Origin of the sequence: Blattabacterium cuenoti, assembly GCF_014251255.1 — a bacterium.
Classification (GTDB): domain Bacteria; phylum Bacteroidota; class Bacteroidia; order Flavobacteriales; family Blattabacteriaceae; genus Blattabacterium; species Blattabacterium cuenoti_W.
In genome coordinates, this window is sequence record NZ_CP059182.1 from 279,532 (window position 1) to 306,153 (window position 26,622).

General features: G+C 27.4%; 24 protein-coding genes and 2 tRNA genes. 14 read left to right on the plus strand and 12 right to left on the minus strand.

Annotated features, from left to right (window positions below; translation table 11 throughout):
• Nucleotides 1-86: 86 nt before the first annotated feature.
• Both H0H77_RS01300 and rlmB read left to right on the plus strand, forming a co-directional pair.
• Nucleotides 87-362: a YtxH domain-containing protein gene (locus tag H0H77_RS01300; protein ID WP_238783811.1), complete on the plus strand. Its 276-nt coding sequence runs from the start codon at nucleotides 87-89 to the stop codon at nucleotides 360-362.
• Between the two features lie 343 nt (nucleotides 363-705).
• Nucleotides 706-1,464, plus strand: coding sequence for a 23S rRNA (guanosine(2251)-2'-O)-methyltransferase RlmB (gene rlmB / locus H0H77_RS01305; RefSeq protein WP_185851797.1), 759 nt, complete (start codon nucleotides 706-708; stop codon nucleotides 1,462-1,464).
• A 2-nt stretch (nucleotides 1,465-1,466) separates the two neighbouring features.
• Here rlmB and pheS read toward each other — a convergent pair whose 3' ends face one another.
• Both pheS and H0H77_RS01315 read right to left on the minus strand, forming a co-directional pair.
• Complete coding sequence (gene pheS, locus H0H77_RS01310) at nucleotides 1,467-2,462, minus strand: phenylalanine--tRNA ligase subunit alpha (protein ID WP_185851798.1); 996 nt, start codon at nucleotides 2,460-2,462, stop codon at nucleotides 1,467-1,469.
• A 10-nt stretch (nucleotides 2,463-2,472) separates the two neighbouring features.
• Nucleotides 2,473-2,850 carry a hypothetical protein gene (locus H0H77_RS01315; RefSeq protein WP_185851799.1) on the minus strand — a complete coding sequence of 126 codons (378 nt, stop codon included), beginning with the start codon at nucleotides 2,848-2,850 and terminating at the stop codon, nucleotides 2,473-2,475.
• Nucleotides 2,851-2,885: 35 nt separating this feature from the next.
• Between H0H77_RS01315 and H0H77_RS01320 the strand changes: the two genes are divergently transcribed.
• On the plus strand, nucleotides 2,886-3,422 hold the full coding sequence (locus H0H77_RS01320; RefSeq protein ID WP_185851800.1) for a CvpA family protein: 537 nt from the start codon (nucleotides 2,886-2,888) through the stop codon (nucleotides 3,420-3,422).
• A gap of 50 nt (nucleotides 3,423-3,472) precedes the next feature.
• On the opposite strand, the gene H0H77_RS01325 is transcribed toward H0H77_RS01320, so the two are convergent.
• The 3 genes from H0H77_RS01325 to der all read right to left on the minus strand — a co-directional run bounded on the left by H0H77_RS01325 (nucleotide 3,473) and on the right by der (nucleotide 7,917).
• The gene (locus tag H0H77_RS01325; RefSeq protein WP_185851801.1) at nucleotides 3,473-5,824 is read right to left on the minus strand and encodes an inorganic phosphate transporter; all 2,352 of its coding nucleotides are present in this window, start codon (nucleotides 5,822-5,824) and stop codon (nucleotides 3,473-3,475) included.
• A gap of 100 nt (nucleotides 5,825-5,924) precedes the next feature.
• Entirely contained in the window at nucleotides 5,925-6,545 is a 621-nt protein-coding gene (gene ruvA / locus H0H77_RS01330) for a Holliday junction branch migration protein RuvA (protein ID WP_185851802.1), read from the minus strand.
• A gap of 43 nt (nucleotides 6,546-6,588) precedes the next feature.
• Complete coding sequence (gene der / locus H0H77_RS01335; protein ID WP_185851803.1) at nucleotides 6,589-7,917, minus strand: ribosome biogenesis GTPase Der; 1,329 nt, start codon at nucleotides 7,915-7,917, stop codon at nucleotides 6,589-6,591.
• A 129-nt stretch (nucleotides 7,918-8,046) separates the two neighbouring features.
• On the opposite strand from der, the gene trmD reads away from it, so the two are divergent.
• Nucleotides 8,047-8,715: a tRNA (guanosine(37)-N1)-methyltransferase TrmD gene (trmD, locus tag H0H77_RS01340; RefSeq protein WP_185851804.1), complete on the plus strand. Its 669-nt coding sequence runs from the start codon at nucleotides 8,047-8,049 to the stop codon at nucleotides 8,713-8,715.
• A 1-nt stretch (nucleotide 8,716) separates the two neighbouring features.
• On the opposite strand, the gene argH is transcribed toward trmD, so the two are convergent.
• Complete coding sequence (gene argH, locus H0H77_RS01345; RefSeq protein WP_185851805.1) at nucleotides 8,717-10,069, minus strand: argininosuccinate lyase; 1,353 nt, start codon at nucleotides 10,067-10,069, stop codon at nucleotides 8,717-8,719.
• Between the two features lie 135 nt (nucleotides 10,070-10,204).
• On the opposite strand from argH, the gene gyrB reads away from it, so the two are divergent.
• Genes gyrB through truB form a run of 3 tightly spaced genes read left to right on the plus strand, consistent with a single transcriptional unit; the run spans nucleotide 10,205 to nucleotide 13,833 of the window.
• A complete protein-coding gene (gene gyrB, locus H0H77_RS01350; RefSeq protein WP_185851806.1) occupies nucleotides 10,205-12,190 on the plus strand; it encodes a DNA topoisomerase (ATP-hydrolyzing) subunit B in 1,986 nt (661 codons plus the stop codon).
• 51 nt (nucleotides 12,191-12,241) lie between these two features.
• The gene (locus H0H77_RS01355; protein WP_185851807.1) at nucleotides 12,242-13,108 is read left to right on the plus strand and encodes an undecaprenyl-diphosphate phosphatase; all 867 of its coding nucleotides are present in this window, start codon (nucleotides 12,242-12,244) and stop codon (nucleotides 13,106-13,108) included.
• The gene (gene truB / locus H0H77_RS01360; protein WP_238783812.1) at nucleotides 13,105-13,833 is read left to right on the plus strand and encodes a tRNA pseudouridine(55) synthase TruB; all 729 of its coding nucleotides are present in this window, start codon (nucleotides 13,105-13,107) and stop codon (nucleotides 13,831-13,833) included. Before H0H77_RS01355 ends, truB begins: the two co-directional genes overlap by 4 nt.
• On the opposite strand, the gene rpsP is transcribed toward truB, so the two are convergent.
• Nucleotides 13,834-14,178 carry a 30S ribosomal protein S16 gene (gene rpsP / locus H0H77_RS01365; protein WP_185851808.1) on the minus strand — a complete coding sequence of 115 codons (345 nt, stop codon included), beginning with the start codon at nucleotides 14,176-14,178 and terminating at the stop codon, nucleotides 13,834-13,836. It abuts the gene before it with no gap.
• Between the two features lie 227 nt (nucleotides 14,179-14,405).
• On the opposite strand from rpsP, the gene H0H77_RS01370 reads away from it, so the two are divergent.
• The 4 genes from H0H77_RS01370 to H0H77_RS01385 all read left to right on the plus strand — a co-directional run bounded on the left by H0H77_RS01370 (nucleotide 14,406) and on the right by H0H77_RS01385 (nucleotide 17,217).
• Nucleotides 14,406-14,476: transfer RNA gene (locus tag H0H77_RS01370), tRNA-Gln, on the plus strand.
• 94 nt (nucleotides 14,477-14,570) lie between these two features.
• Nucleotides 14,571-15,965, plus strand: coding sequence for a dicarboxylate/amino acid:cation symporter (locus H0H77_RS01375; protein ID WP_185851854.1), 1,395 nt, complete (start codon nucleotides 14,571-14,573; stop codon nucleotides 15,963-15,965).
• Nucleotides 15,962-17,065, plus strand: a complete 1,104-nt coding sequence (locus H0H77_RS01380) for a diphosphomevalonate/mevalonate 3,5-bisphosphate decarboxylase family protein (protein WP_238783813.1) — start codon at nucleotides 15,962-15,964, stop codon at nucleotides 17,063-17,065. The genes H0H77_RS01375 and H0H77_RS01380 overlap by 4 nt, the downstream gene beginning before the upstream one ends.
• Before the next feature lie 77 nt (nucleotides 17,066-17,142).
• Nucleotides 17,143-17,217 (plus strand) — tRNA-His (locus H0H77_RS01385).
• A 10-nt stretch (nucleotides 17,218-17,227) separates the two neighbouring features.
• Here the strand turns inward: H0H77_RS01385 and H0H77_RS01390 are convergent.
• On the minus strand, nucleotides 17,228-18,421 hold the full coding sequence (locus H0H77_RS01390; protein WP_185851809.1) for a pyridoxal phosphate-dependent aminotransferase: 1,194 nt from the start codon (nucleotides 18,419-18,421) through the stop codon (nucleotides 17,228-17,230).
• Nucleotides 18,422-18,532: 111 nt separating this feature from the next.
• Between H0H77_RS01390 and rsmG the strand changes: the two genes are divergently transcribed.
• Together rsmG and H0H77_RS01400 are read left to right on the plus strand one after the other, a co-directional pair.
• The gene (gene rsmG / locus H0H77_RS01395; protein ID WP_185851810.1) at nucleotides 18,533-19,153 is read left to right on the plus strand and encodes a 16S rRNA (guanine(527)-N(7))-methyltransferase RsmG; all 621 of its coding nucleotides are present in this window, start codon (nucleotides 18,533-18,535) and stop codon (nucleotides 19,151-19,153) included.
• Between the two features lie 23 nt (nucleotides 19,154-19,176).
• Nucleotides 19,177-20,142, plus strand: a complete 966-nt coding sequence (locus tag H0H77_RS01400) for an amidohydrolase family protein (protein WP_185851811.1) — start codon at nucleotides 19,177-19,179, stop codon at nucleotides 20,140-20,142.
• Between the two features lie 78 nt (nucleotides 20,143-20,220).
• Here H0H77_RS01400 and lysS read toward each other — a convergent pair whose 3' ends face one another.
• Nucleotides 20,221-21,762: a lysine--tRNA ligase gene (gene lysS / locus H0H77_RS01405; RefSeq protein WP_185851812.1), complete on the minus strand. Its 1,542-nt coding sequence runs from the start codon at nucleotides 21,760-21,762 to the stop codon at nucleotides 20,221-20,223.
• Nucleotides 21,763-21,885: 123 nt separating this feature from the next.
• Here lysS and lipB point away from each other — a divergent pair, with 123 nt between their 5' ends.
• On the plus strand, nucleotides 21,886-22,593 hold the full coding sequence (lipB, locus tag H0H77_RS01410; RefSeq protein WP_185851813.1) for a lipoyl(octanoyl) transferase LipB: 708 nt from the start codon (nucleotides 21,886-21,888) through the stop codon (nucleotides 22,591-22,593).
• On the opposite strand, the gene mtaB is transcribed toward lipB, so the two are convergent.
• The 3 genes from mtaB to dnaG all read right to left on the minus strand — a co-directional run bounded on the left by mtaB (nucleotide 22,572) and on the right by dnaG (nucleotide 26,595).
• Entirely contained in the window at nucleotides 22,572-23,930 is a 1,359-nt protein-coding gene (gene mtaB / locus H0H77_RS01415) for a tRNA (N(6)-L-threonylcarbamoyladenosine(37)-C(2))-methylthiotransferase MtaB (RefSeq protein ID WP_185851814.1), read from the minus strand. The two genes, lipB and mtaB, sit on opposite strands and share 22 nt — an antisense overlap.
• Nucleotides 23,931-23,979: 49 nt before the next feature.
• A complete protein-coding gene (locus tag H0H77_RS01420) occupies nucleotides 23,980-24,621 on the minus strand; it encodes a peroxiredoxin (RefSeq protein ID WP_185851815.1) in 642 nt (213 codons plus the stop codon).
• Between the two features lie 84 nt (nucleotides 24,622-24,705).
• A complete protein-coding gene (gene dnaG, locus H0H77_RS01425; protein WP_185851816.1) occupies nucleotides 24,706-26,595 on the minus strand; it encodes a DNA primase in 1,890 nt (629 codons plus the stop codon).
• Nucleotides 26,596-26,622 lie beyond the last annotated feature (27 nt).

The window sequence follows — 26,622 nt, forward strand, 5'->3', positions numbered from 1 at the left end:
TTTTATAAAAAAAATAAATAAAGACAATTTTGTACGTAAATATTGTATGATTAAATTTATCAATTAATATAAAATTGTTTTTCTTTATGAAAATGAAAAAAGTAGGAAGTTTTTTTTGGGGAGTCATCCTAGGAACAATGGCAGGGTTCGTCGTTGGAATTCTGTTAGCTCCAAAAAAAGAGAAAGAGTCTAAAATTAGAAATATATTAGGAAAAAAAACTGAAGAATTGATAGAAAATTTACAAAATATAAGCAAAAAAATAGGAAATCAAGTTGATCAAATCAAATCAAATTTTGAAAAAAAATGGAGCAAAAATAAAATTGATAAAATGGATAAAGTAGAAGATGAATTGGGGACTTAATAAGTGTTTCTTTTTTATCCTATTTAAAAATTTTTTCAATAAAAAGTTGACATTTTTTAAAAAAAAAGCAATAAAACTGTTCGTCTCCATCATGACAGAAATTTTTTTAAATTTCCTTTTACTTATGTTTTTCATAATTATCCTTTTTGTAGGAAGTTTTTCTTTATCTTTTTTCTTATCCTATTATTTTGGAAATTATGTTGTAGGGTTTGGAGTTATAACTATTTTATATCTTTTTATTTTTCTATTTTTATTTTTTTTCTGTAAAAATATTATACGTATTTGTATAAAAAATTCATTAAAAAAATCAATATTTAAATTTTTTGATCCAAAATAAAAACTCATGAAGAAATCAGAAGTGATTTATGGGATTCATCCCCTGATAGAAGCAATTCAATCTAATAAAAAAACTATTAGTAAACTTTTTTTTCAAAAAGGACAACAACCAAAATCTAATACTTATAAAAAATTAATAAATCTTTCCAAAAAAAAAAATATTCCAATTCAAATTGGAACAAAAAAAAAATTTTCTCAATTGAGAAATAAAAATCATCAAGGAGTTTTTGGAATTTTATCTCCAATAGCCACTTATCATATAGAAGATTTACTTCCTATGTTTTATGAAAAAAGAAAAAACCCTCTTTTGCTCATTTTAGATCGTATTACTGATGTTAGAAATTTTGGATCTATCATTCGTACTGCTGCATGCGCAGGAACAGATGCTATCATTATTCCAAAAAAAAATACAGCATTAATAGGATCTGATTCTATCAAAACTTCCTCAGGAGCTTTATTTAAAATTCCAATATGTAAAGAGAAAAATATTCATAACACAATAGAATATTTAATGTCCTACGGATTAAAAATTGTTTCTGCTACAACAGAAAAAGAGAAATCTAGTATCTATTATAATGTTGATTTTTCAGGACCGATAGCACTAATCCTAGGAAATGAAAAAAATGGAATTTGCAAAAAATATTTAGAACTTTCTTCAGAAAAAGCAAAAATACCAGCAGTAAAGAAAGGAATATCATCTTTAAATGTATCTGTCGCTTGTGGAATTCTTTTATATGAAATCTTTAGACAAAGACATTTTTTATAAATTTAAAAATCATTTTGAAATTGTTTTAAAAAACGAATATCGTTTTCGAAACAAATTCGAATATCATCTATTTGATAAATTAGTAGAGCGAGTCTCTCTATGCCCATTCCAAAAGCAAATCCAGAATAAATTTCTGAGTTAATGTGAACGTTTTTCAAAACTTGTGGATCTATCATTCCACAACCCATTACTTCTAACCATCCTGTCTTATCATCACGATAGATATCCACTTCAGCACTAGGTTCTGTAAATGGAAAATACGAAGGACGAAATCGTATTTTGACTGATTTTCCAAAAAGAGAATTTATCAAATATTGAATGATTTTTTTTAGGTCTAAAAAAGATACTTTTTTATCTATATAAAATCCTTCTGCTTGATGAAACATAAAATTTGAATGAGATGAAATTGTTTCATTTCTATACACTTTCCCTATAGATAAAACACGAAAAGGAGGCTTATGTTTTTTCATATATCGTATTTGCACAGAGGAAGTATGTGTTCTTAACAAAATTTCTGGATTTTTACATAAAAAAAATGTGTCCTGCATCTCTCTAGATGGATGATCTACAGGAATATTTAAAGCTGTGAAATTGTGCCAGTCATTTTCTATTTCAGGTCCCTCAACATAAGAAAAACCAATCATTTTAAAGATGTCTAGAATCCTATTTTTTACAATAGATATGGGATGTAAAGACCCTATTTCTAGAGATTTTCCTGGAATTGTAGGATCGAATTTTAAGGTTTTTTTATTTTCTATGAGGTTTATTTTTTGAAAATGAAGTATTTTATCTTGAACATTTTTTTTTAATTCATTGATAATTTTTCCAATATTTTTTCTATTTTCATGTGGAATTTCTTTTAATTTTTTAAATAAAAAAGTTAAAATTCCCTTTTTTTTACCAAGAAATTTAATTCTAAAAAATTCTAAATCATTAGATGTTTTAGCTTGAAAACACTTGATCTCCTCTCTTATTTGATCCATCTCTTTTTGATCCATAAAATTTTTATTACATTATAATTTCGTCAATAATTTTTTCGTCCTTCATATAACGAATGATAGCTTCTTTAATAAAAAAAGATTGTTCTTCTTGATTGAAGAATGGAATATTTTTTATCAATAAATAATGAGGCCATCCTTCTCTATCTCTTCCAATAAAAACATAATAACCAAAAGGTTCTAAAATTCTACATATTGCAATATGCAAAATATTGATTTTATCTTCTCTACTGAAAAATATATTTTGACCTTTGCCTAGTTCTTGAATTCCTATCAAATAAATAATTCCAATGAGATCAATTTTTCCCTCTATGCAAAAATGATTTCGTATGTATAAAATAACTTTATTCCAATTGAAATGAAATTTTTGTATAAATTCTTTTTTCATTTTACTAAAAACTAAAAATAAAATAGTTATTATTTATGACTGTTTCAGATATTATGATTATAATTACAATTTTATATGGTGGATATCAAGGATTTAGAAAAGGGTTTCTTTCTCAGCTATTTTTAGCTATGATATTTTTTATTCTGATTTACAAAGGAGTAGATTTATTTAATTTTTCTTCCAATGTCTTAATAAAGACAGTCAATATAAGAAATAAAGAACCTATTTTGACAGGATATTCTCTAGTCATTTCATTTTTTATGATAACGATTATAGCTTTTTTAATAAAAAAAATCATAGAATTTTTTTTATCCATTACATGGATGAATCCCATTGATAAATGGATGGGTGGGATCCTAGGCATGATTAAATATTTTTTTTATCTATCAATATGTCTTTTTTTTATTAAAGAAACAAATAAAAAAATAGATTTAGTTCCTGATAATTTTCTTAAAAACTCTTTTGAAAAAGAATTTCAATATTTTTTCTCTATCTATAAGAAAGGTCCACTCTTTTTTTTTAGAAAATTGGAAGAATTATACTTCTTATTTTCAAATTGGATCAAAAAATGATAAAATGGATAGGAAAAAAATAAATGAATCTAAGAAGAATCAGAGGAGGACTAGGAAGAAATCAGATGATATAAAAATATGATTATGTATGAAAAAAGAGAGTCTAAAAAAAACGTTTTTTTTTTGTTGAAATTAGAGGATCCATAATAGGTCTTATACAAGGAAATGATATCTTCTATATTTTCTGTAATTTTTTTTGATTGTAAAAGCACATCCAACATTAATAGAGTATTTTTTGTTCCATATTTTTTATGAATAATTCCCATTACCTGTTGATTGATTTGTTCCTCTATTTTTCTTAAAATTTTAATTTTTGTAGTAGGATCATTCCCTTCTTTTCTATTATTATATGTTCTATTTCTATTATCATCTATTGTTATTTTTTTTATAATGTTGAAATGTTCAATCATAAGATGCTCAAGTATCACTAAATTTTTCTTTTGTTTATATTTTAAAGGTTTATGACTATTCATCACATGAAATAAGGTTCTATTAGTAATAATCTCTGCAGATTCAATGATTTCTTTCGTTTTATTGCATATATGAATATAAAGAATCCCAGCAATTGGTTCACTGTTTCTTGTCTTTCTAAGAACTCTAATTAAAGAATTATGGATTTTAGAAAAATTTTCTTTTACTTTTAAAAGTATTTTTCTACTCTCTCTAAGATTTTTAAAATTTTCTTGAGTAATTCCTTCTATACTCTTTTTGTAAAGATTTTCTATAGATTCAAGTATAGGTTCTAAAAAATAAGAAGTTTTTTTTAAACTTTTTACTAAAGTGAAGTCCTCTATTCCAAGAATACCTTTTTTATCTTCTATTTTTTGATCTATTTTAGAATTTTTATAACTCTTATAAAAAACAAAAAAAATTGAAATAAGAAAAAATATAAGGGCCCATATTTTTAAATAATACAGAAAATATGCAGTTATTCCTGCCATTATAAAAGCTATTAACCCTGTTAAAAACCAACCTCTTATAACTTTTAAAACCCCTGACACTCTATAAACAGCACTTTCTCTATCCCAAGCTCTATCTGAAAGAGAAGTTCCCATAGAAACCATAAAAGTGACAAAAGTTGTAGATAGAGGAAGTTTCTGAACAGTTGCTATAGAGATCAATATACTAGATATGGTCAAATTAGCAGAAGCCCGAACCAAGTCAAAAGCAACATTGTCATCTTGTTGTTTTTTTTGCTTAAAATTTTTTTCTATTTTAACCAGAAATCTTTTTGGAAAGAATTTAAAAAATTTATTTCCAAAATATAAAAAGAACCGAACAATTCCTCTAGAAAAAGAATTTGATAAAAACTTTTCTGTTCCTTCATTTTGTCTACTTAAATTAATTTCCGTACTGGTAATTGTTTTGGTTTTATTGGAAAACCAAAGTGTTAATATCATAATAACCCCTGAAAATATCAAAACTAAAGATGGAACCTTTACATTTCCAGATAAACTTTTCATATTAAATTCTTCTGCAGGTGGACTTCCTGCTTCTTTCCATATATTATAAGATTGTATACTCGCTATAGGAATTCCTATAAAGTTGACTAAATCATTCCCAGAAAATGCCATTGCTAATGAAAATGTCCCATATAAGACGACAAATTTTAAAATATTATATCCTATAGAAACAAAGAGATTTGCTACAATAATACATGTAGAAAATAATACAAATAAAAAAACAAAAAAATGATTGTGAATCCATTTGATAAAATGTCCTATAATTAAGTAGAATCCCCCCGTAAAATTATCTAATCCTTGTAAAGTACTATGCAGTCCTTTGACAATAAGAAAATAGGTCATACTACTCAATGAAATAGCTGACCATATGATTACATACTTTAATCTATTTTTATATTCAAAACTTAATAAAAATCGTACAAAATAATGAATAAAAGCACCAGAGACAAAAGAAATTATAATAGATAAAAAAATTCCTATACTGATTGTCAATGTTTTTTCTGATTTAATGTATTGACTTAAATAATGAAGAGGGACATTGTTGTAATACATTTTGATTATGGAGATACTGAATGCTCCACCTAATAAACAAAAGACCATAGAGACTGTAGTAGAAGTAGGTAATCCTAATGTGTTAAAAATATCCAATAAAATAATATCGGAGATCATTACAGATAAAAAAATAAAAAGAAGATCAGAAAAATAAAAATAAGAAGGATCAAAAACTCCTTTTCTTGCGACTTCCATCATTCCACTTGATAAAAAAGCACCCAATAAAATGCCTAAACTAGAAAAAATCATGATTGTTTTACGAGAAGCAACCTGAGATCCAATAGCGGAATTTAAAAAATTAACGGCATCATTAATCAAACCCACAATAAGATCAAAAATAGATAATACAAAAAGGATGACTATAATTGATGGATAAAAAAGTTTCATAAAGAGGTTAATATTGTATTAATTAATAATCAATTTCACGAAAAAAACAAAAGTATCTCATTTTTATAGGTTGTTTTTTTTTATAATTTTTTATGTGATTTTACAATTTTTTTAAAGATTCTTTTATGAGATTTTCTACTGTAGAAAATTCTGGATGTTGCTCTAAAATTTCATCCAAAACTTTCTTAGATTCTTTAGTAGAAAAACCAAGGACGTTCAAAGCACTTAAAGCTTCTTTTTTGATTCTATCAGGAAATAAGTTTTCTTTCTTAACGTTATTATTTTCTGTTTTTTTCTTAGGAGGAAGAATGACTTTAGTAATTTTATCCTTTAGTTCAATTATAATTCTTTTTGCCGTTTTTATTCCGATTCCTTTTACTCTATTGAATGTTTCTATATCTTCTATAGAAATAGATTTTTCTATTTCATATGGAGTTAAGGAAGACAATAAAATTATAGCAGAATTTGGACCAATCCCATTGACAGAGATCAAATATGAAAATATTTTTCTCTCTTTTTTATCAAAAAATCCATACAAAACATGTTGATTTTCTTTTATAAAAAGATAAGTATATATGTGTATTTTTTTTCCTTCTCTTTCATTTAAGAATGAAGAATAGGTATACGAAGAGATATGAATATAATATCCTATTCCATGACAATCTATTATTAAATAAGATTGATTTTTTTCTATTAACTTTCCTCTTAAATGTGTTATCACCTTTTAAATTCTAAAGAAAAAAAATATTTTTCATAAAATTATTTTATTTTTTTCTAAAAAAAATTTTAATAGGGACTCCTCTGAAATCGAAGTGATAACGAATATTTTTTTCAATAAATCTTTTATAAGATTCTTTTATATATTGAGGAAAATTAGAAAAAAAAATAAATTTTGGTGTATTATATGTGGGAAGCTGAGTGCAATATTTTATTGTTATCAACTTTTTTTTTCCAGAAAGAGGAGGGTTTTTTTGCATAATGGGTAACATAACTCTATTTAATAGATTTGTTTTTAATCTGTTTTTACGTCTTTTCAAAACTTGATAAGCTGTAGGAATAATCTTGTTAATTCCTACTTTATTTTTCGCAGATATAAAAAGAATAGGAACATTCTCAAATGGAGCAATTTTTTTTCTAATAAAAATTTCGTAATTTTTTTGTAGAGAAAAATTTCTACTTAAATCCCATTTATTCATAAGAATTATGATTCCTTTGTAATTTTTTTCAACTAGTCGGAAAATATTCGTATCCTGTGCTTCCCATCCACGAACAGTATCTCCCATCAAGAGACAAATATCTGTATATTCAATCGTTTTTATTGTTCTCATAGTAGAATAAAATTCAAGACTTTCACTAATTTTTGATTTTTTTCTAACCCCAGGAGTATCAACTAAAATACATTTATATCCACATTTTTTGTAGAAGACATCTAAACTATCTCTAGTGGTTCCAGAAATATTTGTTACAATATGATGGTTTTTTTCTAAGAAAGAGTTAATTAGTGTCGATTTTCCTACATTTGGACGACCAATGACAGAAAAACGGGGAATATCCTCGTTTTCCTTGATTCTTATTTTTTTTTTTCTTCCTTTCAATATTTCTATTAATTTATCTAATAATTCTCCCGTCCCACTGCCATTGATAGCGGATATACAGTAATAATTACTAAATCCTAACATAAAAAAATCTGTATCGTAATACATGTATTTTCCATTATCTACTTTATTCACTACTAATAAAATAGTTTTTTTTAATTTTCTTAATAATTGAGAAATTTCTTTATCCGTATCTAAAATTCCCATTTGGATATCTACTAAAAATAAAATAACATCCGATTCTTTTACAGATATGAAAATTTGGTTTCTAATTTCTTTTTCAATGACATTGTTCTTCTTTTTTTCAGAAGTATATCCTCCTGTATCTACTATAGAAAATGGAATTCCATTCCATTCAGAATTTCCATAAATACGATCTCTTGTGACACCACTTTGGACATGAACAATTGCTTTTTTTCTTCCTACAAGACGATTAAATAGTGTCGATTTTCCTACATTTGGACGACCTACTATAGAGACGATATAACTATAACTCATAATAGATATTCTTAACGTTTTATGATTTTTAAAAGAAATTAATTATGTAAACAAAGGTAAAAATTTTTCATTAGTTTCATTCATAGATTCTTAGTCAAAGTGTATCTTGCTAAAAATTGAAAAAAAATAATGCGTTTCGATATTGTTAGCGTTATTCCTGAAATTCTAAAGGGCCCATTCTCCAATTCTATTTTAAAAAAAGCCATAACTAAAGGGGTCATTGAAGTTTATGTTCATGATTTAAAACAGTATGGAATCGGAAAACGTAAGCAAGTGGACGATTATCCTTATGGGGGAGGAGATGGAATGGTTCTTAGGATAGAGCCTGTATATCAGTGTTTTTACAATCTTTTATCAGAAAGAAATTATGATGAAAAAATTTTCATGACTCCTGAGGGAAAAGTTTTCTCACAAAAAGATGCTCAAGAATTCACTCAAAAAAAAAATATTCTTATTCTTTGTGGACGTTACAAAGGGATTGATCAGAGAATTAGAGATCACTTAATTTCCAAAGAAATATCTATTGGACATTATGTTTTATCTGGAGGAGAACTTGCGGCAGCTGTAATAGTAGAAGCAATAGTTAGATTGTTACCTGGAGTCATCAATAATCCAGATTCTATTCTTACGGATTCGTTTCAAAAAAACATTCCACCTCCTCCTCTTTATACTCGTCCAAGAATCTATAAAGGTTGGGAGGTTCCAAAAATTCTTTTATCTGGACATCATAAAAAAATAAAAGATTGGCAGAATAAGAAATCTTTGCAGGATAAGAATAAAAAGAAAATAAAATTTTGATCTAATGGATTTTCCCATAAATTAATCTTTGAACCACTTTATTGATTTTTTCGAAATCAAATTCTTTTATCACATCTTGCATCATTTTTCTAATCTTTTGATTACACAAATTTCCTATACTTCCTTCATGAGAATGAGAAAATATCCCATTCGTAAATGGCTCAAAACATCCATTTTTGATATCCATCCCAACTTTATGATAAGCTTCTCTAAATGAAAAACCTTCTTTGACTAATTTATTAACAACTTCTACACTGAATAAATATTTATACTTATCCTCTTTAAGGATATCATTTCTCACTATGATATTGTTTAACATATATCTAAATATAGAAAAACATTTTTTTAATTCATCAAATATAGGAAGAAATCTTTCCTTAACAATTTGAAAATCTCTATGATATCCTGAACACAAATTGGAAGAAATCAAAGAAATTTCATTTGGCAATGAAGAGATCCTATTACATTTCGCTCTGATGATCTCAAAAACATCTGGATTTTTCTTATGAGGCATGATACTAGATCCGGTAGTAAGATGATCAGGAAAACTAATGAAATTGAAATTCTGACTTAAATATAAACAAATATCTTGAGACATTTTACTCAAAGTTATCGCAAGAGAAGAAAGTGATTCTGTAACTATTCTTTCCATTTTTCCACGTCCCATTTGAGCATATACGACATTATAATTTAAATTTTCAAATCCTAATAACTCAGTGGTCATTTTTCTATTTAAAGGAAAAGAAGATCCGTACCCAGCTGCGGATCCTAAAGGATTTTTGTTGGTGATACGATAAGCTGTTCTAATTAACAACATATCATCTACCAAGCTTTCTGCATAAGCAGCAAACCAAAGACCAAAAGAAGAAGGCATAGCTATTTGATAATGAGTATAACCAGGAACTAATACGTTTTTATATTGTTCACTTAATTCTAATAATAAGTCAAAAAAAGAAGAAACAATAAATACAATTTCTTTGATTTTTTCTCTAACAAAGAGTTTCAAATCTACCAAAATTTGATCATTTCTAGATCTACCACTATGAATTTTTTTCCCTACTTCTCCCAAACGATCTGTTAATAATAATTCTATTTGAGAATGAATATCTTCTATTCCTTCATCTATTTTTAAATTATTTGTTAATATTTCGTTTGTGTAAATATTTCGTAACTCTTTGATTAAAATTTCTAAATCTTTTTTATTTAACAATCCAATATTTTCTAACATCATCACATGAGCTATGGTTCCGATAACATCATGTGGAGCCAGAAGTATATCTAATTTAGAATCCTTTTCTGAAGTGAAATCTTCTATTTCTTTATTAAGAAGATTATTTTTTTCCCAAATTTTCACGTAATAACATTTTTTATATTTTCTCTATCTTTGATTGCATGATGATGCATCATGCCTACAATAGATGATTGGTAGGGTAAAACTATAAATTTTTATGGAAATAGGGAAAATTTATTCTAATAAAATTCATGGATTATGAACAAACATAATAATAAAAATACAGATTCTTCTTCTAAAACATATAATACGGATACAACGTATACGGCAGATAGTATCCAATCTCTAGAAGGAATTGAGCATATAAGACTTAGACCTTCTATGTATATTGGAGATGTAGGAATTAGAGGTCTGCATCATTTAGTCTTTGAAGTCATAGATAATTCTGTTGATGAAGCATTAGCAGGCTTTTGTAATAAAATATGGGTAACTATTCACAAAAATGGATTTGTAACAATATTAGACAATGGTCGTGGAATCCCAATAGACATTCATAAAAAAGAAGGAAAATCTGCTCTTGAAGTAGTTATGACGAAAATTGGTGCAGGTGGAAAATTTGATAAAAATTCCTATAAAGTTTCTGGAGGGTTACATGGAGTCGGAATATCCTGTGTTAATGCTTTATCAAAAAAACTTATAGCCACAATTTATAGAAATGGAAAAATTTATCAACAAGAATATTTCAAAGGAAAACCTCTTTATAACGTAAGAAATTTAGGAGAAACTAATATGCAAGGAACAAAAATTCATTATCTAGCTGATAGTTCTATCTTTAGTTCTATTATATATCATTATGATATATTGTCAACACGTTTGAAAGAATTATCTTTTTTAAATAAAGGACTTCACTTATTTTTAACAGACGAAAGAAATAATATAGAAAAAAATCATTCAAAAAAAGAATATTTTTTTTCTAAAAATGGGTTAAAAGAATATCTACCTATTCTAGATAAAAATCAAGAATCATTAACAAAAAATATTATTTTTATTGAAGGAAAAAAAGAAAATACTTTTGTGGAAGTAGCTATGCAATATAATACTTCTTTTAAAGAAAGAATTTATTCTTATGTAAATAATATCAACACTTGTGAAGGAGGGACACATCTTTCTGGGTTTAGGAGAGCCTTAACCAGAACATTAAAAAAATATGTAGAAGGATATGGTGGAATTCTTTCCAATAAGGAAAAAGTGGAATTGACGGGAGATGATTTCAGAGAAGGAATCACAGCGATTATATCTATTAGAGTTATGGATCCTCAATTTGAGGGACAAACCAAAACAAAATTAAGCAATCACGAAGTGGGAGGAATTGTAGAGAAAATTGTAGGGGGAATGTTTGCTACTTATTTAGAAGAACATCCTGTTGATAGAAAAAAAATTATTGACAAGGTGATATTGTCAGCTAAAGCACGTCAAGCTGCTAAGAAAGCACGTGAATTAATACAAAAAAAAAATACTATTCATAATAGTATTTTACCTGGAAAGTTAGCAGATTGTTCTTTAAACAATCCAGAAACTTGTGAAATTTATTTAGTAGAAGGAGATTCTGCAGGTGGAACAGCTAAACAAGGGAGAGATAGAAATTTTCAAGCTATTTTACCTTTGCGAGGAAAAATACTAAATGTAGAAAAAGCAATGCAATATAAAATATTCGAAAATGAGGAAATAAGAAACATATTTACTTCTTTAGGAGTTTCTATTGGAACAGAAGAAAATCAAAAAATTTTAAATGTAAAAAAACTTAGATACAATAAAATTATCATTATGACAGACGCGGATATAGATGGAAGTCATATTTCTACTTTGATTTTGACATTATTCTTTCGTTATATGAAACCTTTAATAGAAAAAGGGCATATTTATATTGCAACACCCCCACTTTATTTAATCAAAAAAGGGAATCATTCTCAATACGCTTGGAGTGATCAAGAAAGAGAAACTATTTTCAACAGATTAGGAGGAAGAAAACATGTCAATGTTCAACGTTATAAAGGATTAGGAGAAATGAATGCAGAACAACTTTGGGAAACAACCATGAACCCTAAAAAAAGAACTCTACGAAAAGTTCATATAGAAAATCATTCTGAAGCAGATAAAATATTCTCCATTCTTATGGGAGATGAAGTCCCTCCACGTAGAATTTTTATAGAAAACAATGCGATACATGCAAAAATTGATGTGTAAGAAACATTTCTATTTCCTTTTTTTGTTTTTTTTACACAAAAAAATAAATTAATGAATTATACCCAATCAATCCTATTAGGGATTATTGAAGGGCTGACAGAGTTTTTTCCTATTTCTTCTACAGGACACATGATACTTGCAGCTTCTCTGATGGGAATACTGGAAAAAAAAATAACTAAATTATTTCTAATATCTGTTCAGTTAGGAGCTGTTTTATCGGTATTCTTTTTATATAGAAAACAGTTTTTTTTTCAAAAATGGGATTTTTATCTAAAAATTTTTATAGCAAGTCTTCCTATAGGATTTTTCGGTTTTTTATTGAATGATAAAATAAATTTATTTTTAGAAAATACACTTATGGTGTCCATCTCCCTTTTTATAGGAGGACTAATAATTCTAAAAGTAGAAAATTATTATGAAAAAAACTTTACTAAAAGTAGTAATAATAATAACAACATCACTTATTTGAAAGCTTTCATTATTGGATTGTGTCAATGTATGGCGCTTATTCCAGGAGTCTCTAGAAGTGCAACGACGATAGTTTCTTGTATGTTACAAAATGTTCATAGAAAAAAGTCTATTGAATTTTCTTTTTTTTTATCCGTTCCTGTTATTGGAATTGCTACATGTAAAAAGTTACATGACTTTTATTTTCGTTTTCTTGATTTCCATTCCTTCAACAGATTATTTTTCACAAATACAAATCCATGTCCTCCATTCTTATTGCAAGAAATAGGATTATTAGTTATTGGAAATATAGTATCTTTTATTACAGGAATGATAGCTATCAAGTGCTTTATGACATATATAAAAAAAAATAATTTTAAATTATTCGGATATTACAGAATCATTTTGGGAATTGTTTTTATAGTTATTCATTATTTTATGAATAGTCCATTATTTTTTGGAAAGTTTTGATTCAAAATCTTTCAGAATTTATCAATGGAAGGCTTTTATTAATAGATAAACCATGGGGGTATACTTCTTTTGAAGTAATTAAAAAAATTAGGAAAAAGATTAGGAGTTTTCTTTCTCCTACTACTCCCATGAGGAAAAATTCATTCAAAATAGGACATGCAGGAACTTTAGATCCTCTTACGACAGGACTTTTAATTGTTTTGACAGGAAGATATACGAAACAAGTAAATCACATTCAAAATTACAATAAGATTTATACAGGAATTCTAAAACTTGGATGCGAAACTCCATCATTTGATTCAGAAACAGAAGAATGTAATTTTTCTTCTTTATCTCACATTACTCCTGAATTGATTCAACAAGTTTCTAAAAAATTTTTAGGGGAAATAGATCAATTTCCTCCCTCTTTTTCTGCTTTAAAAAGGAAAGGAAAACGATACTATGAATATGCTAGAAAAGGAAAAGAAGTAAATCATATGAAACCTAGACGTGTAAAAATTTATCAGTTTCATCTCCTAAAAATTAGAATTCCCTATATCAAATTTTTCATAGAATGTGGGAAAGGAACTTATGTTAGATCTATAGCTAAAGACTTTGGGAAAGTCTTAAAAAGTGGAGCATATTTACTTTCTTTAAGAAGAGAACAAATAGGATCTTTTTCTATGAATAAACCTATAGAACTAGAACTTTCAAAAATTATAGGATTTCCATGTCACATGGAATAATTATTGAATTTTATATTTTTTTTTGTACCACATATGAAATTTTTCATGTGCTTCTTCATTAGTTAATCCTCCTTTTTTTACTCCTTCTAATAAATGTATTTTTAGGAATACGCCATTTTTAGATAAAATAGATTTTACAGTTTCTGTAGGTTGTGCTCCTTTCATTAACCATGATATAGCATTTTTTATTTTTAAGACTGTTGAAGGAGGATCCGTATGAGGATTGTAAGTTCCTAGTTTCTCAATAAATTTTCCATCTCTTGGAGAACGAGAATCTGTTACAACTATATGATAAACAGGTCTATGTTTTTTCCCAATTCTTTTTAACCGTATTTTTACAGACATAGTTTTTATAATTTTTTGACTTAATTTTTTTATTATAAAACAAAATTATTGAATATGATTTTTTTATCAAAAAAATTTTTTGTGTGAAGATATGAAAATCTATTATATAACGATCACTCTCCTCACTCTCCCTATCCCTATCCTTACTTTACTAAAACCTAAAAGGAGGAGATAATTATAATGTTTTTGAAAAAAAATGGTATATATTTACATTTTTCATATTTTATAGACCCGTTGTGTAACGGTAGCACAGCAGATTTTGGTTCTGTTAGTTGGGGTTCGAGTCCCTGCGGGTCTGTTACTGTATTTTTTGGGGAAGGGAAAAGGTAAAAATATGTTGTATATATTTACTAAGACATACTTTCTTATTGAGATATGTTGAATTTTACAAAATGAGTATTGGAATGAAAGTAAAAAAAGAAAAAATTTTACTAATAGCATTTTTAAGTGTTTTAGCATGTGTGTTGATACATTTATTAAAATCCTTTTTGGGATTGGAAAAATTTACTCTTTGCATATTAAGATATTTTGTCATATCTCTTTTTATGTTATATGCCTTTATGAAAAAGGATTTAACAACTTGGATTTTGTTATCCATCATTATAGGAATAGAAGTAGGACTAGATTTTCCAAAAATAGCCATAGAACTGAGATTTTTGTCTCAAATATTTTTGAGAATGATTAAAACAATTATAGCTCCAATCTTATTTTCCACTTTAGTTGTTGGGATAGCGAGTCATTCAAATATTAAACAATTAGGGAGTATGGGGTGGAAATCCCTTCTTTATTTCGAAATAGTTACGACCCTCGCATTGTTCATTGGTCTTATTGCAATTAATTTATCTCAAGCTGGAGTAGGAATTGTAATGCCATCAGGAATCACGGAACAACAACTCCCTAAAGTTGAAAATAGAACTTGGCAAGAGACTGTCCTTCATGTTTTTCCAGAAAATTTTATAAAATCCATATATCATGGAGATGTATTACCTATTGTCGTTTTTTCCGTTATTTTTGGTATATCTATGGTCTTCTTGGATGAAAAAAAACGTACCCCTATATTACTCTTTGCAGAGAGTCTTTCAGAGATCATGTTTAAATTTACGAAGATCATTATGTATTTTGCTCCTATAGGAGTAGGATCCGCTATTGCTTATACAGTAGGACATATGGGATTGGATATATTATATAATCTTTTTCAGTTATTATTAACACTTTATATTGCTTTATTTATCTTTTTGATATTTGTTTTATTCCCCATTCTTTTATGGATAAAAGTTCCTTTAAAAGGTTTTGTGAAAGCTTTAACTGAACCTGTATCACTAGCCTTTGCGACTACAAGTTCAGAATCTGCTTTACCTCTACTTATGGAAAATTTAGAAAAATTAGGCGTTCCTAGAAAAATTATTGCTTTTGTTATTCCTACAGGGTATAGTTTTAATTTAGATGGAACGACTCTTTATCTATCTTTAGCGACTGTATTCGTTGCACAAGCTTCTGGAATTCCTTTAAGTTTTAGTCAACAAATATTTATAGGGTTAACGTTAATTTTAACTAGTAAAGGGGTCGCTGGAGTTCCTAGAGCCTCTTTAGTCATTCTTTTAGCAACTGTAGCATCTTTTGGATTACCTACTTGGCCTATTTTAGCTATTATAGGAATAGATGAATTAATGGATATGGCTAGAACGACCGTAAATGTTATAGGAAATGGATTAGCTAGTTGTGTTATAGCTCGTTCAGAAGGAGAATTAGACGATAAAAAAATGTTAGATTATCTCAATAAAGATTGAGAATTAATGAATTATTTTTTATTCTTTTTGTTTTGAATTTGAAGGATTTTTTTTATAGAAAAAAAAAATATTCTATAGATACAAATGGAGTAGTTACAAAAAAGAGTTTTTCCAATATTGCTCTAATAAAATATTGGGGGAAACAAAAGAATAAAATTCAAATTCCGTTGAATTCGTCTATTAGTTATTCTCTAGAAGATGTTTACACGGTAACACGATTGATTTACCATCTTAAAGAAAGAAAAAAAAGAAATTTTTCTGTAAGAGTTTTTTTTTCAGGAAAAGAAGAAAATCGTTTTATTCCAAAAATTTTAGAATTTTTTCATAGAATTTCATTTTATTGTTCTTATTTACGAGATTTTCATTTCGTGATAGAAACAGAAAATACTTTTCCACACAGTAGTGGAATCGCTTCTTCTGCTTCTTCTATGAGTGCTTTAGCTTTATGTATCATGGAAATAGAAAGAAAATTAGTTTCTTCTTTGAAGGAAGATTTTTTTTTAAGAAAAGCTTCTTTTTTAGCTAGATTAGGATCCGGTAGCGCTTGTAGATCTATTTATCCTGGACTTGTAGTTTGGGGGATTCATAAATCCATAAAAGGAAGTAATAATCTTTATGCTATCCCCTACCCCTATCAAGTTCATCCTATTTTTACCGAAATGGTAGATACTATTTTAGTCATAGATGAAGAGCCTAAAGAAATATCTAGTTCCAAAGGACATCAATTAATGAATAATAATCCTTATGCCAAAGAGAGATTTAAATGCGCCCATAAAAATATGGAGAGACTGATCTCTATATTAAAAGTAGGAGATTTACAAGATTTTGGAGAATTAATAGAACATGAAGCTTTGAGCCTTCATGCCATGATTATGACCTCTCATCCCTATTTTTTATGGATGAAGCCAAATACACTTAACGTTCTTTATAAAGTATGGGATTTTAGAAAACAAAGCAGAAAAAATATCTATTTTACACTAGATGCAGGAGCCAACGTTCATCTTTTATATCCTATTCAAGAAAAAAAATTCATCATGAAATTGATAGATAATGATCTGTTATCTTACTGTAAAAAAATTATAGAAAGTTTTTGTAAATAAATTCATATCGATCATGAATTGATGAATATGATGAAATTGTCTATATTTGACTTACAATTAAAATAAGAGAATAAATGGTGGACGTAGCTCAGTTGGTTTAGAGCATCAGATTGTGGTTCTGAGGGTCGCCGGTTCGAATCCGGTTGTCCACCCTCCTTAGGATTAGGAATTTAATACTTGTTTTATTCTTGTCAAAGCTTTTATGATTTCTTCTTCTGTAGAAGCATAAGAAATACGTAAACTTTCATTATCGCCAAAAGCGCTTCCACTAACAGTAGCTACTTGAGCTTTTTCAAGTAAAAACGTTGATAATTCATCAGAATTATGAATAATTTTTCCATTAAATTTTTTACCAAAAAGATCTGAAACATTTGGAAAAACATAAAAAGCTCCATCAGGGTTATTAAATTGGAATCCAGGGATTTCTTTCATCATTTCCAAAATTAAATTTCTTCTTTTTTTAAATTCCTTGATCATATATCCAATTTGATTGGGTGAAGCTTGTAACGCAGAAATAGCTGCACGTTGCGCGATAGAATTAGCACAAGATGTTGTTTGTCCTTGTATTTTATCACAAGATTTAGAAATCCATTCTGGAGCTCCAATATATCCAATTCTCCATCCCGTCATAGAAAAAGCTTTAGATAACCCATTCATTGTAATGACTTGATTCTGAATATCAGGAAAAACACCAATACTGGTATGTTTTACTGAGTAACAAATGTGTTCATAAATTTCGTCAGAAAGAATGATGATTTTGGAATGTTTCTTAAAAACTTCTACTAAGTTTCCTAATTCTTGATAGGAATAAATACTTCCTGTAGGATTGCAAGGGGTACTAAAAATAAATAATTTCGTTTTAGGTGTAATAGCTTTTTCTAACTGTTTTGGATGAATTTTAAAATTTGTTTTCATAGTTGTTGGAATAATTACAGGAGAAGCTTCACACAATTTTACCATTTGATAATAACTCACCCAATAGGGAGATGGAATAAGAACTTCATCATCTTTATTAAGTAAAGATAAAAGAACATTCATAATAGATTGTTTCCCACCGGTAGAAACCACAATTTGAGACGTAGAATATTTTAATCCATTATCACGTAAAAACTTTTTGCATATTGTTTCTCTCAGTTCTAAATATCCAGAGACTGGAGTATAATAATGAAACCCTTCATCAATCGCTTTTTTTGCTGCTTTTAAAACAAAATCAGGTGGAAAAAAATTAGGTTCTCCCAAACTTAAATTAATAATGTCATATCCTTTTTTTTTTAATTCTCTAGCTTTTCCAGACATAGCTAAAGTTTGCGAATAAGATAGATTTTTTAATCTATGGGATAATAATCTATTTTTCATAGATAGAAAATTTGAAATGATTACAAATCTAAATAAATTTGATTTATATTATTTATTATTTTGATTCTTATCTCTTATCCATCATTTCAATAATAAAAATTGTTTCTCAGTATGGAATTGATTCAAAAATATTTTCCAGATTTATTGAATAAACAAATTGATCAATTATCATCTTTAAAAAAATTATATGCATACTGGAATGCTTCTGTAAATGTGATTTCTAAAAAAACATTTCACGATTTTTATCAAAAACATGTCCTTTTTTGTTTAGGAATTGCTAAAGTTTTTCCTTTTTTTTATGGATCCCGTGTTCTGGATTTGGGAACGGGAGGTGGATTTCCAGGAATTCCTTTATCCATAGTTTTTCCTTGTACAGAGTTTATATTGGTTGATTCTATTAATAAGAAAATAAAAATTGTAGAGGAAATTATAAAAAATTTGCATTTAAAAAATGCACATGCTATTTGTATACGTGCAGAAAAATTAGAAAATAAATTTGATTTTGTTGTGAGTAGAGCTGTAGCAAAAACATACAAAATACAGAATTGGATTAAAAATAAATTTCGATATAAATTGAATCCAATCATTCCAAATGGATCCTTATTTTTAAAAGGAGGAGACCTTGATAAGGAACTAAAACAATTTCCTCATGCAGTAGAATATCCTCTATCTCATTATTTTAATGAACCATTTTTTATTACTAAAAAAGTGATTTGGATTTCTAATCAATAAAATAAAAAAAAACAAAAATAAATATGAACCCTAAAAAAATATTTCTAGAAAAAATAAAACAAAAAGGAGGATGGGTCAATGCTCATGCTCATTTAGATAGAGCTTATACTTTAACAAAAAAAAATTTTCAATACTCTTATTCTTCTCTTGAGAAAAAATGGTATTTGGTTGATGAAATAAAACGTTTAGCAACAGAAGAAGACATTTATATTCGTATGGAAAAAGCTTTGGAATACTTTTTAAGACAAGGAACACAAGCTTTGTGTACTTTCATTGATGTCGATGAAATTATTGAAGACCGCGCCTTAAAAGCCGCAAAAAAGTTGAAAAATAATTATGGGAATTCTATCCGTATTCTTTTTGCAAATCAAGTTCTTAAAGGAGTTTTGAATAAAAAATCTAAATATTGGTTTGATAAATCAATAGAATTTGTGGATATCATTGGGGGATTACCTGCTAAAGATTCTGGGAGAGAAGATGAACATCTTGATATTTTACTTAATACAGCTAAAAAAAATGGAAAGTTAGTTCATGTTCATGTAGATCAATTTAATACGGATAAAGAAAAAGAAACTGAAAAACTTGCAAAAAAAACTATTGAACATGGAATGCAAGGAAAAGTAGTGGCTATTCATAGTATTTCTTTAGCAGCGCATACTAGAAAATATCGTTATGAAATATACAAATTAATGAAAAAAGCGAATTTAATGGTAATCTCTTGTCCTATTGCTTGGATAGATCACACTAGAAGTGAACGTTTGACTCCAAGTCATAATTCTATCACTCCAGTAGATGAAATGGTTCCTGAAGGAATCATAGTTGCTTTTGGAACAGATAATATCTGTGATATATACAAACCCTTTTCTGATGGAAATCTTTGGATAGAATTACGTGTGATGTTAGAAGCTTGTCATTATTATGATATAGATCATTTGATTCAAATCGCTACAGAAAACGGATTAAGAGTATTAGGACTCCTTCCTAAATAAATAACTTAACTCCTAACTCAACTCATAAAATATGAGTTGAGTAAAGAAGAAACACAAAAAAAAAATAGATTGATTCCTTTACTTTTTTCCTTCTTTTTCTGTCCGCATTTGCGGAAAAAATAATACTTCTTGAATCGAATTTTGTTTGGTGAGTAACATGACCAATCTATCTATCCCAATTCCAATTCCTGCAGTGGGAGGCATTCCAAATTCTAAAGCACGTATAAAATCTTTATCAAGAAACATAGATTCATCTGTACTTTTTTTTTCTGAAAATTTGATTTGTTCTCGAAAACGATCCAGTTGATCTATGGGATCATTCAGTTCTGAATAGGCATTAGCAATTTCTTGTCCATTAATAATAAGTTCAAAACGTTCTGATAAATTTTCTTTATAACGATGTTTTTTAGTTAAAGGACTCATTTCTATAGGATAATCTATAATAAAAGTAGGATCTATGTAATGTTTCTCACATTTTTCTTCAAAAATAGTTTCAATCATTTTTGCTTTACTCATTTTTATATTCTCTTTTATATTTAGAATATTCAACTGTTTACAAACTTTTCTTAAGTCCTTCTCTTCCATTTTTATAAGATCAAATCCCGTATGTGTTTTAATAGCGTCTAATATAGGAATTCTTGGAAATGATTTTTGAAAATCAATATTTTTGTTTTCTATAATAAAAATATCTTTTTTTTGAACTACTTTATTGTAAATACACTTTATCAGTTCTTCTGTAAATTTCATCATCCAGTAATAATCTTTATAAGCAACATAAAGCTCTAACACAGTAAATTCTGGATTATGAATTCTATCCATCCCCTCATTCCTAAAATTTTTAGAAAATTCATAGACTCCGTGAAATCCACCAATTATAAGTCTTTTCAAATAAAGTTCATTAGCAATACGTAAATACAATGGAATTCCAAGTGAATTATGATAGGTTACAAAAGGACGAGCCACAGCTCCTCCAGGAATGGATTGTAAAGTAGGAGTTTCCACTTCTATATATCCTTTCTTGTCTAAAAAATTCCTCATTTCCCGTATAATACGAGTTCTTTTTAAAAAAATTTCTTTTACATGATCATTTACAATAAGATCGACATAACGCATACGATAACGTTGTTCCGTATTGGAAAAAGCATCATATATTTTTTTGTTCTGATCGACTTTAACTTGTGGTAATGGACGCAAAGATTTAGATAATAAAGTTAATTTATGAACATGGATTGTTATTTCATCCATTTTTGTTTTAAATAAAAAACCTTTTACTCCAATAATATCTCCTATATCTATAAGTTTTTTTAAAAAAATATTGTAAGAATCCTCTTTCCCCATTTTTTCTGAATCGAAATGATTCTTATTCAAATAAATTTGAATACGACCTGTATGGTCTTGAATCTCTCCAAAAGAAGCTTTTCCTAAAATACGTAAACGAATTAAACGTCCCGCAATACTGATAGTTTTTTTTTCTGTAAATTTTTTTTGTATATTAACAATAGTAGTTGTAATGTAATATTCTTCTGATGGATAAGGGTTGATCCCTAACAATTTTAGTTGATCTAATTTTTTTCTACGTATAATTTGTTGTTCTGATAGTTGTTCTGATAAATGAAGCATAGAAATACTTAATTTTTTTCCTTGCAAAGGCCCCTAACTATAACTAGAAACTACTAACCTAACTAAGGTACATTTGTTTTTTTATATAATTAAATTTTTCAAAAAAAAAAGAAAAAAAGAAATATGAAAAAGAAAATCCTATTCGAAGATTTAGGAAAAAAAGGATATAAAGAAACTTGGGATTATCAAAAATTTTTATTTGATGATCTCATACAAAAAAAAATAAAATTTTCTAAAAAGTCTCCACAAATTCATGTCGGATATTTGTTATTTGTGGAACATCCACATGTATATACTATAGGTAAAAATGGAAAAAAAGATAAACATTTATTAGTCTCATCAGATTTTTTAAAAAAAATAAATGCCACATTTTATCAAACAGATAGGGGAGGAGATATTACTTACCATGGTCCCGGACAGTTAGTCGGATATCCTATTTTAAATATGGATTATTTTTTCACAGATATTCATAAATATTTACGTTTTTTAGAAGAAGTAATTCTTCATTTTTTACTAAAAAATTATGGAATAAAAGGGATAAGAGAAGAAGGAAAAACGGGAGTTTGGTTAGAAGAAAAAAACGGAAAATCAAGAAAAATATGTGCGATAGGAATTAGAATCAGTCGTTGGGTAACAATGCATGGATTTGCTTTGAATATAAATACAGATTTACGGTATTTTAATTATATCATTCCTTGTGGAATTAAGAATAAAGAAGTGACTTCTTTAAAAAAAGAATTAAAAAATAATCATCACATTTCTTTTTCAGAAGTGAAGCTTTTAGTCAAAAAATCTTTTCAAGAAATTTTTCAGGTAGAATTCATTTCATGAATAGATTGAGCAATCATAATCCCATCTTTTTCATCTATTTCTTTTAAAATGACATCTTGTAATGTATTTATAAATGTTGGAATAAAAGAAATTTTTGTTCTAATATAATTTTCTGTATATCCATACAAATATTCATTATTAGAGTTTTTTTCAAACAATACCGTTTTTTTTGTATGAATTTGTTTTTCACAAAAAAAACGATATTTTCTTTTTGAAAGAATTCTTAGTATTTTGTTTCGTTTTTTCTGTATTTTTTTAGAGACGTGATCCCCTTGCTGGGTATTATAATACGATTTTGTATTCGGTCTATGAGAATAGGTAAATATGTGAAAAGATGAAATATCTAGTTTTTTCATGAAATGATAAGTTTCTAAAAAATATCTATGTGTTTCTCCAGGAAATCCCACAATAACATCTGAACCTATATAAGCATTTGGTATTAAATGACGTATTGTTTTTACTTTTTCTTGATAAAGCTCTTTTCTATAACGTCTCTGCATTTTTCCCAAAATATAATTACTTCCAGATTGGAAAGGAATATGAAAATGAGGAACAAAATGTTTACTTTTTGACAAAAATTCAATACATTCATTTTTTAACAAATTAGGTTCTATTGAAGATAACCGAATTCTTCCCATTTCTATTTCTTTTATTTGATTGATTTCCTGTATCAAATCAAAAAAGGTATATGTCCGACGTTCATTTTTATGAAATATTTTTTTTCCATAGTCTCCAATGTTAATTCCTGTTAATACAATTTCTTTAACTCCTTTTTTTAAAAGATATTTGATATTTTTTAATATAGTTTCTATACTCTCAGAACGAGAAGGACCTCTTGCTATAGGAATGACACAATAACTACACTTGTAATCACATCCATCCTGGATTTTTAAAAAAGAACGAGTTCGATATCCAATAGAATATGATGAAAAATAAGAATAAGAACATGTTTCCTTTGAAAACAGAATCTTTGCAGGAGAATTTTTTTTTGAAAAATTGATTTGATTCAAATAATCTATGATATGAAATTTTTCTTCATAACCTAACACGAGATCAACTCCGATTATTTCAGAGACTTCTTTAGGATAAAGTTGAGCATAACATCCTATTGCAATAACAAAAGCTTTTTCGTTTTTCCTCATAGCATAACGGACAATACACTTAAATTCAGTCTCCGCATTTTTTGTGACAGAACAACTATTGATCACATAAATATCTGCAAACCCATTGAAAGAAACATGTTCATAATTCAAATCAGAAAATTTTCTTGCAATCGTAGAAGTTTCTGCGTAATTTAGTTTACAACCTATCGTATAAAATGCAACTTTTTTTTTCATAAATTAGATTTAGATTCTATAGATAGACTCCGCAGATAAGCATATTTGATCATTTTGAGTTTGAGGAAAAATAATCTATAATTCCACTATGATTAGCTTTGATAGCACGTTTTCCTTTTGTCCAATTTGCTGGACATACTTCTCCTTTTTTTTCATAATACTGAAGTGCATCTATCATACGAATTGCTTCATTGACATTTCTTCCTAAAGGAAAGTCATTAATTAAAAGATGTCGTATAATTCCTTCTTTGTCTATTAAAAACAATCCTCTATAAGCAATAAGTTCTCCCGTTGCTTTCCATTCCTCATGATTATGATTGCAAATCCAATCTCCAGATAAAACTCCATAATTATGGGAAATAGTTTTATTTACATCAGAAACAATAGGATAAGTAACCCCTAATATTCCTCCTTTTTCTTTTGGCATTTGCAACCAAGTCCAATGAGATTGTTCTGTATCCGTAGAAATCGCAATAATTTGTACATTTCTTGATTCAAATTCCTTGATTTTTTCTTGAAATGCATAGATTTCTGTAGGACAAACAAAAGTAAAATCTTTTGGGTAGAAAAAAAGTAAAACGTACTGACTCCCTTTAAATTGTTCTAAAGTAAAATTGTGGACAATATCTTTTCCATTCAATACTGCGCTAGATGTAAAACTAGGTGCTTTTTTTGCAATTAATGTATTCATTTTTATCTAATTTTAGATGACGAATTTACCAAAATTCTTATTAAGAGTCAAAAAGATAATGATGATTGGGTTTATTTGTAAATTTCATACATACCTATGTAATTTTTTATTCAGTTCATTTTTTCTATTTGTTAGATGCATTATTTTTTTTATAATATGATTTCTCTTTTCATCATCACTTTCTATATTTTTTTGAAAATGCATAATTTCTTGTTGAATTGATTTCAAAATATATTGTAATTGATATCTCAATAACATGTCCGTGAGATATTTGTCTATGTTCTCTTTTTCTGAAGAAACTTCAATTCCTTTTTTATCCCATTTGGATAATGAATAACAGGATTTTTTATTCTGTTTTTTTGAAATTTTTAATTTTCCATTATTTCTATTGCATATTTTATCAAATAATTTCTGATTAGAATCCAAAGCAAAACGTAACCCATGGCATTCAAAAATATGCAATATTTCTTCAATCACTGTAATTTCTTGTTTTCCTTTTTTTATTATTTGATTTCCATGATTTAAAATAAACTGAATCAACTTTTCTTCCATGAGAAGAAGGTTGTTCTTAGGACTCCTAAGAACAACCTTCTTCTCATTCAAAAATTTTCTCTTTTTCTTTTTAAGACTTCTTATTCTTTGAAATTCAGAAATTAGAATTTCTTGACGAAGTTCTAATACTTTTGAAGCTTCTTGTAAATATAATTCCTGTTGGATCACATTAGATATTTTTGAAATACTATTCAAAATATTTATAACTAAAAATGATTTTTTAATTGGATCATCCTTGTGAAATTTTTCATATACTTTTTTTTTGAAAGAAACAAAATTATAACTATTTTTTTCTATAAAATCTTTCAATTGAGAAGAGGAATATTTTTTTGAGAGAGAATCTGGATCTTCTCCATCAGAAAGAAATAATATACGAAGATTCATTTCTTGTTCCAGAAACATATTTATTCCTCTTAAAGAAGCTTGAATCCCAGATTTATCTCCATCATAAAATAGAACGATAGTTTTCGTAAATTTTTTTATCAATAAGATTTGATCAACAGTAATAGCAGTTCCAGAAGAGGAAACAACATTTTTTATTCCAGATTGATGTAAAGAAATGACATCTGTATATCCTTCTACTAAATAACAAAAATTTTCTTTTAAAATGGCTGTTTTTGCTTGTAATAAGCCATATAAAATTTTGCTTTTTTGAAATAAATTACTTTCAGATGAATTTAAATATTTTATAATAGATCGGAAAGAAGAACTTATTATATTCCTCTTCCTCCTCCTACTATTATTATTATTACTACTACTCTCAATCGTTCTTCCACCAAATCCTATAACCATTCCTGATAGATTATGTATTGGAAATATCACACGTTTACGAAAACAATCGAAATAATTATTCGATTTTTTATTCAAAACCGTAAGACCATATTTTTTTAAATCACCTATTTTGAATCCTTTTTTTAAGGCTTTTTCTGTAAAAAAACTCCAAGAAGAAGGTGCATAACCTAATTCAAATTCATGAATTATTTTCATATTAAATCCTCTTTGTTTTATCAAATAACTCAATCCCTTTTCTTTTCCTTCTTTTGTAAACCACAATTGATTGATAAAAAAACGTTTTGCATAATCTTGCATTAAGTATAAATTTTTTTTATGGTCTCTCTTTTTAAGATCTGTTTCTTCATGAATATTTATCTCGTATTTTTTAGCTAAAAAATGTAATGATTCGACATAAGTGAAATGTTCGTGTTCCATAAGAAAAGTTATAATATTCCCACCTTTTCCAGAACTAAAATCTTTCCATATTTTTTTTGTAGGAGAAACGATGAGAGAAGGCGTTTTTTCATTAGAAAATGGACTCAGTCCTCTATAATTGATTCCACTTTTTTTTAAGGAAACAAAATCTCCTATAACTTCTTCAATGCAGGAAACTGAAAATATTCGTTTTATAGTTTCTTTAGAAATCATAATTATTTTGATTGAATCAAAATTGAA

Bases quoted from the DNA above. Each gene is read 5' to 3' on its own strand.
- H0H77_RS01300 (WP_238783811.1), top strand. From the start codon at position 87: ATGAAAATGAAAAAAGTAGGAAGTTTTTTTTGGGGAGTCATCCTAGGA.
- rlmB (WP_185851797.1), top strand. From the start codon at position 706: ATGAAGAAATCAGAAGTGATTTATGGGATTCATCCCCTGATAGAAGCA.
- pheS (WP_185851798.1), bottom strand. From the start codon at position 2,462: ATGGATCAAAAAGAGATGGATCAAATAAGAGAGGAGATCAAGTGTTTT.
- H0H77_RS01315 (WP_185851799.1), bottom strand. From the start codon at position 2,850: ATGAAAAAAGAATTTATACAAAAATTTCATTTCAATTGGAATAAAGTT.
- H0H77_RS01320 (WP_185851800.1), top strand. From the start codon at position 2,886: ATGACTGTTTCAGATATTATGATTATAATTACAATTTTATATGGTGGA.
- H0H77_RS01325 (WP_185851801.1), bottom strand. From the start codon at position 5,824: ATGAAACTTTTTTATCCATCAATTATAGTCATCCTTTTTGTATTATCT.
- der (WP_185851803.1), bottom strand. From the start codon at position 7,917: ATGAGTTATAGTTATATCGTCTCTATAGTAGGTCGTCCAAATGTAGGA.
- trmD (WP_185851804.1), top strand. From the start codon at position 8,047: ATGCGTTTCGATATTGTTAGCGTTATTCCTGAAATTCTAAAGGGCCCA.
- gyrB (WP_185851806.1), top strand. From the start codon at position 10,205: ATGAACAAACATAATAATAAAAATACAGATTCTTCTTCTAAAACATAT.
- H0H77_RS01355 (WP_185851807.1), top strand. From the start codon at position 12,242: ATGAATTATACCCAATCAATCCTATTAGGGATTATTGAAGGGCTGACA.
- rpsP (WP_185851808.1), bottom strand. From the start codon at position 14,178: ATGTCTGTAAAAATACGGTTAAAAAGAATTGGGAAAAAACATAGACCT.
- H0H77_RS01375 (WP_185851854.1), top strand. From the start codon at position 14,571: ATGAGTATTGGAATGAAAGTAAAAAAAGAAAAAATTTTACTAATAGCA.
- H0H77_RS01390 (WP_185851809.1), bottom strand. From the start codon at position 18,421: ATGAAAAATAGATTATTATCCCATAGATTAAAAAATCTATCTTATTCG.
- rsmG (WP_185851810.1), top strand. From the start codon at position 18,533: ATGGAATTGATTCAAAAATATTTTCCAGATTTATTGAATAAACAAATT.
- H0H77_RS01400 (WP_185851811.1), top strand. From the start codon at position 19,177: ATGAACCCTAAAAAAATATTTCTAGAAAAAATAAAACAAAAAGGAGGA.
- lysS (WP_185851812.1), bottom strand. From the start codon at position 21,762: ATGCTTCATTTATCAGAACAACTATCAGAACAACAAATTATACGTAGA.
- lipB (WP_185851813.1), top strand. From the start codon at position 21,886: ATGAAAAAGAAAATCCTATTCGAAGATTTAGGAAAAAAAGGATATAAA.
- mtaB (WP_185851814.1), bottom strand. From the start codon at position 23,930: ATGAAAAAAAAAGTTGCATTTTATACGATAGGTTGTAAACTAAATTAC.
- H0H77_RS01420 (WP_185851815.1), bottom strand. From the start codon at position 24,621: ATGAATACATTAATTGCAAAAAAAGCACCTAGTTTTACATCTAGCGCA.
- dnaG (WP_185851816.1), bottom strand. From the start codon at position 26,595: ATGATTTCTAAAGAAACTATAAAACGAATATTTTCAGTTTCCTGCATT.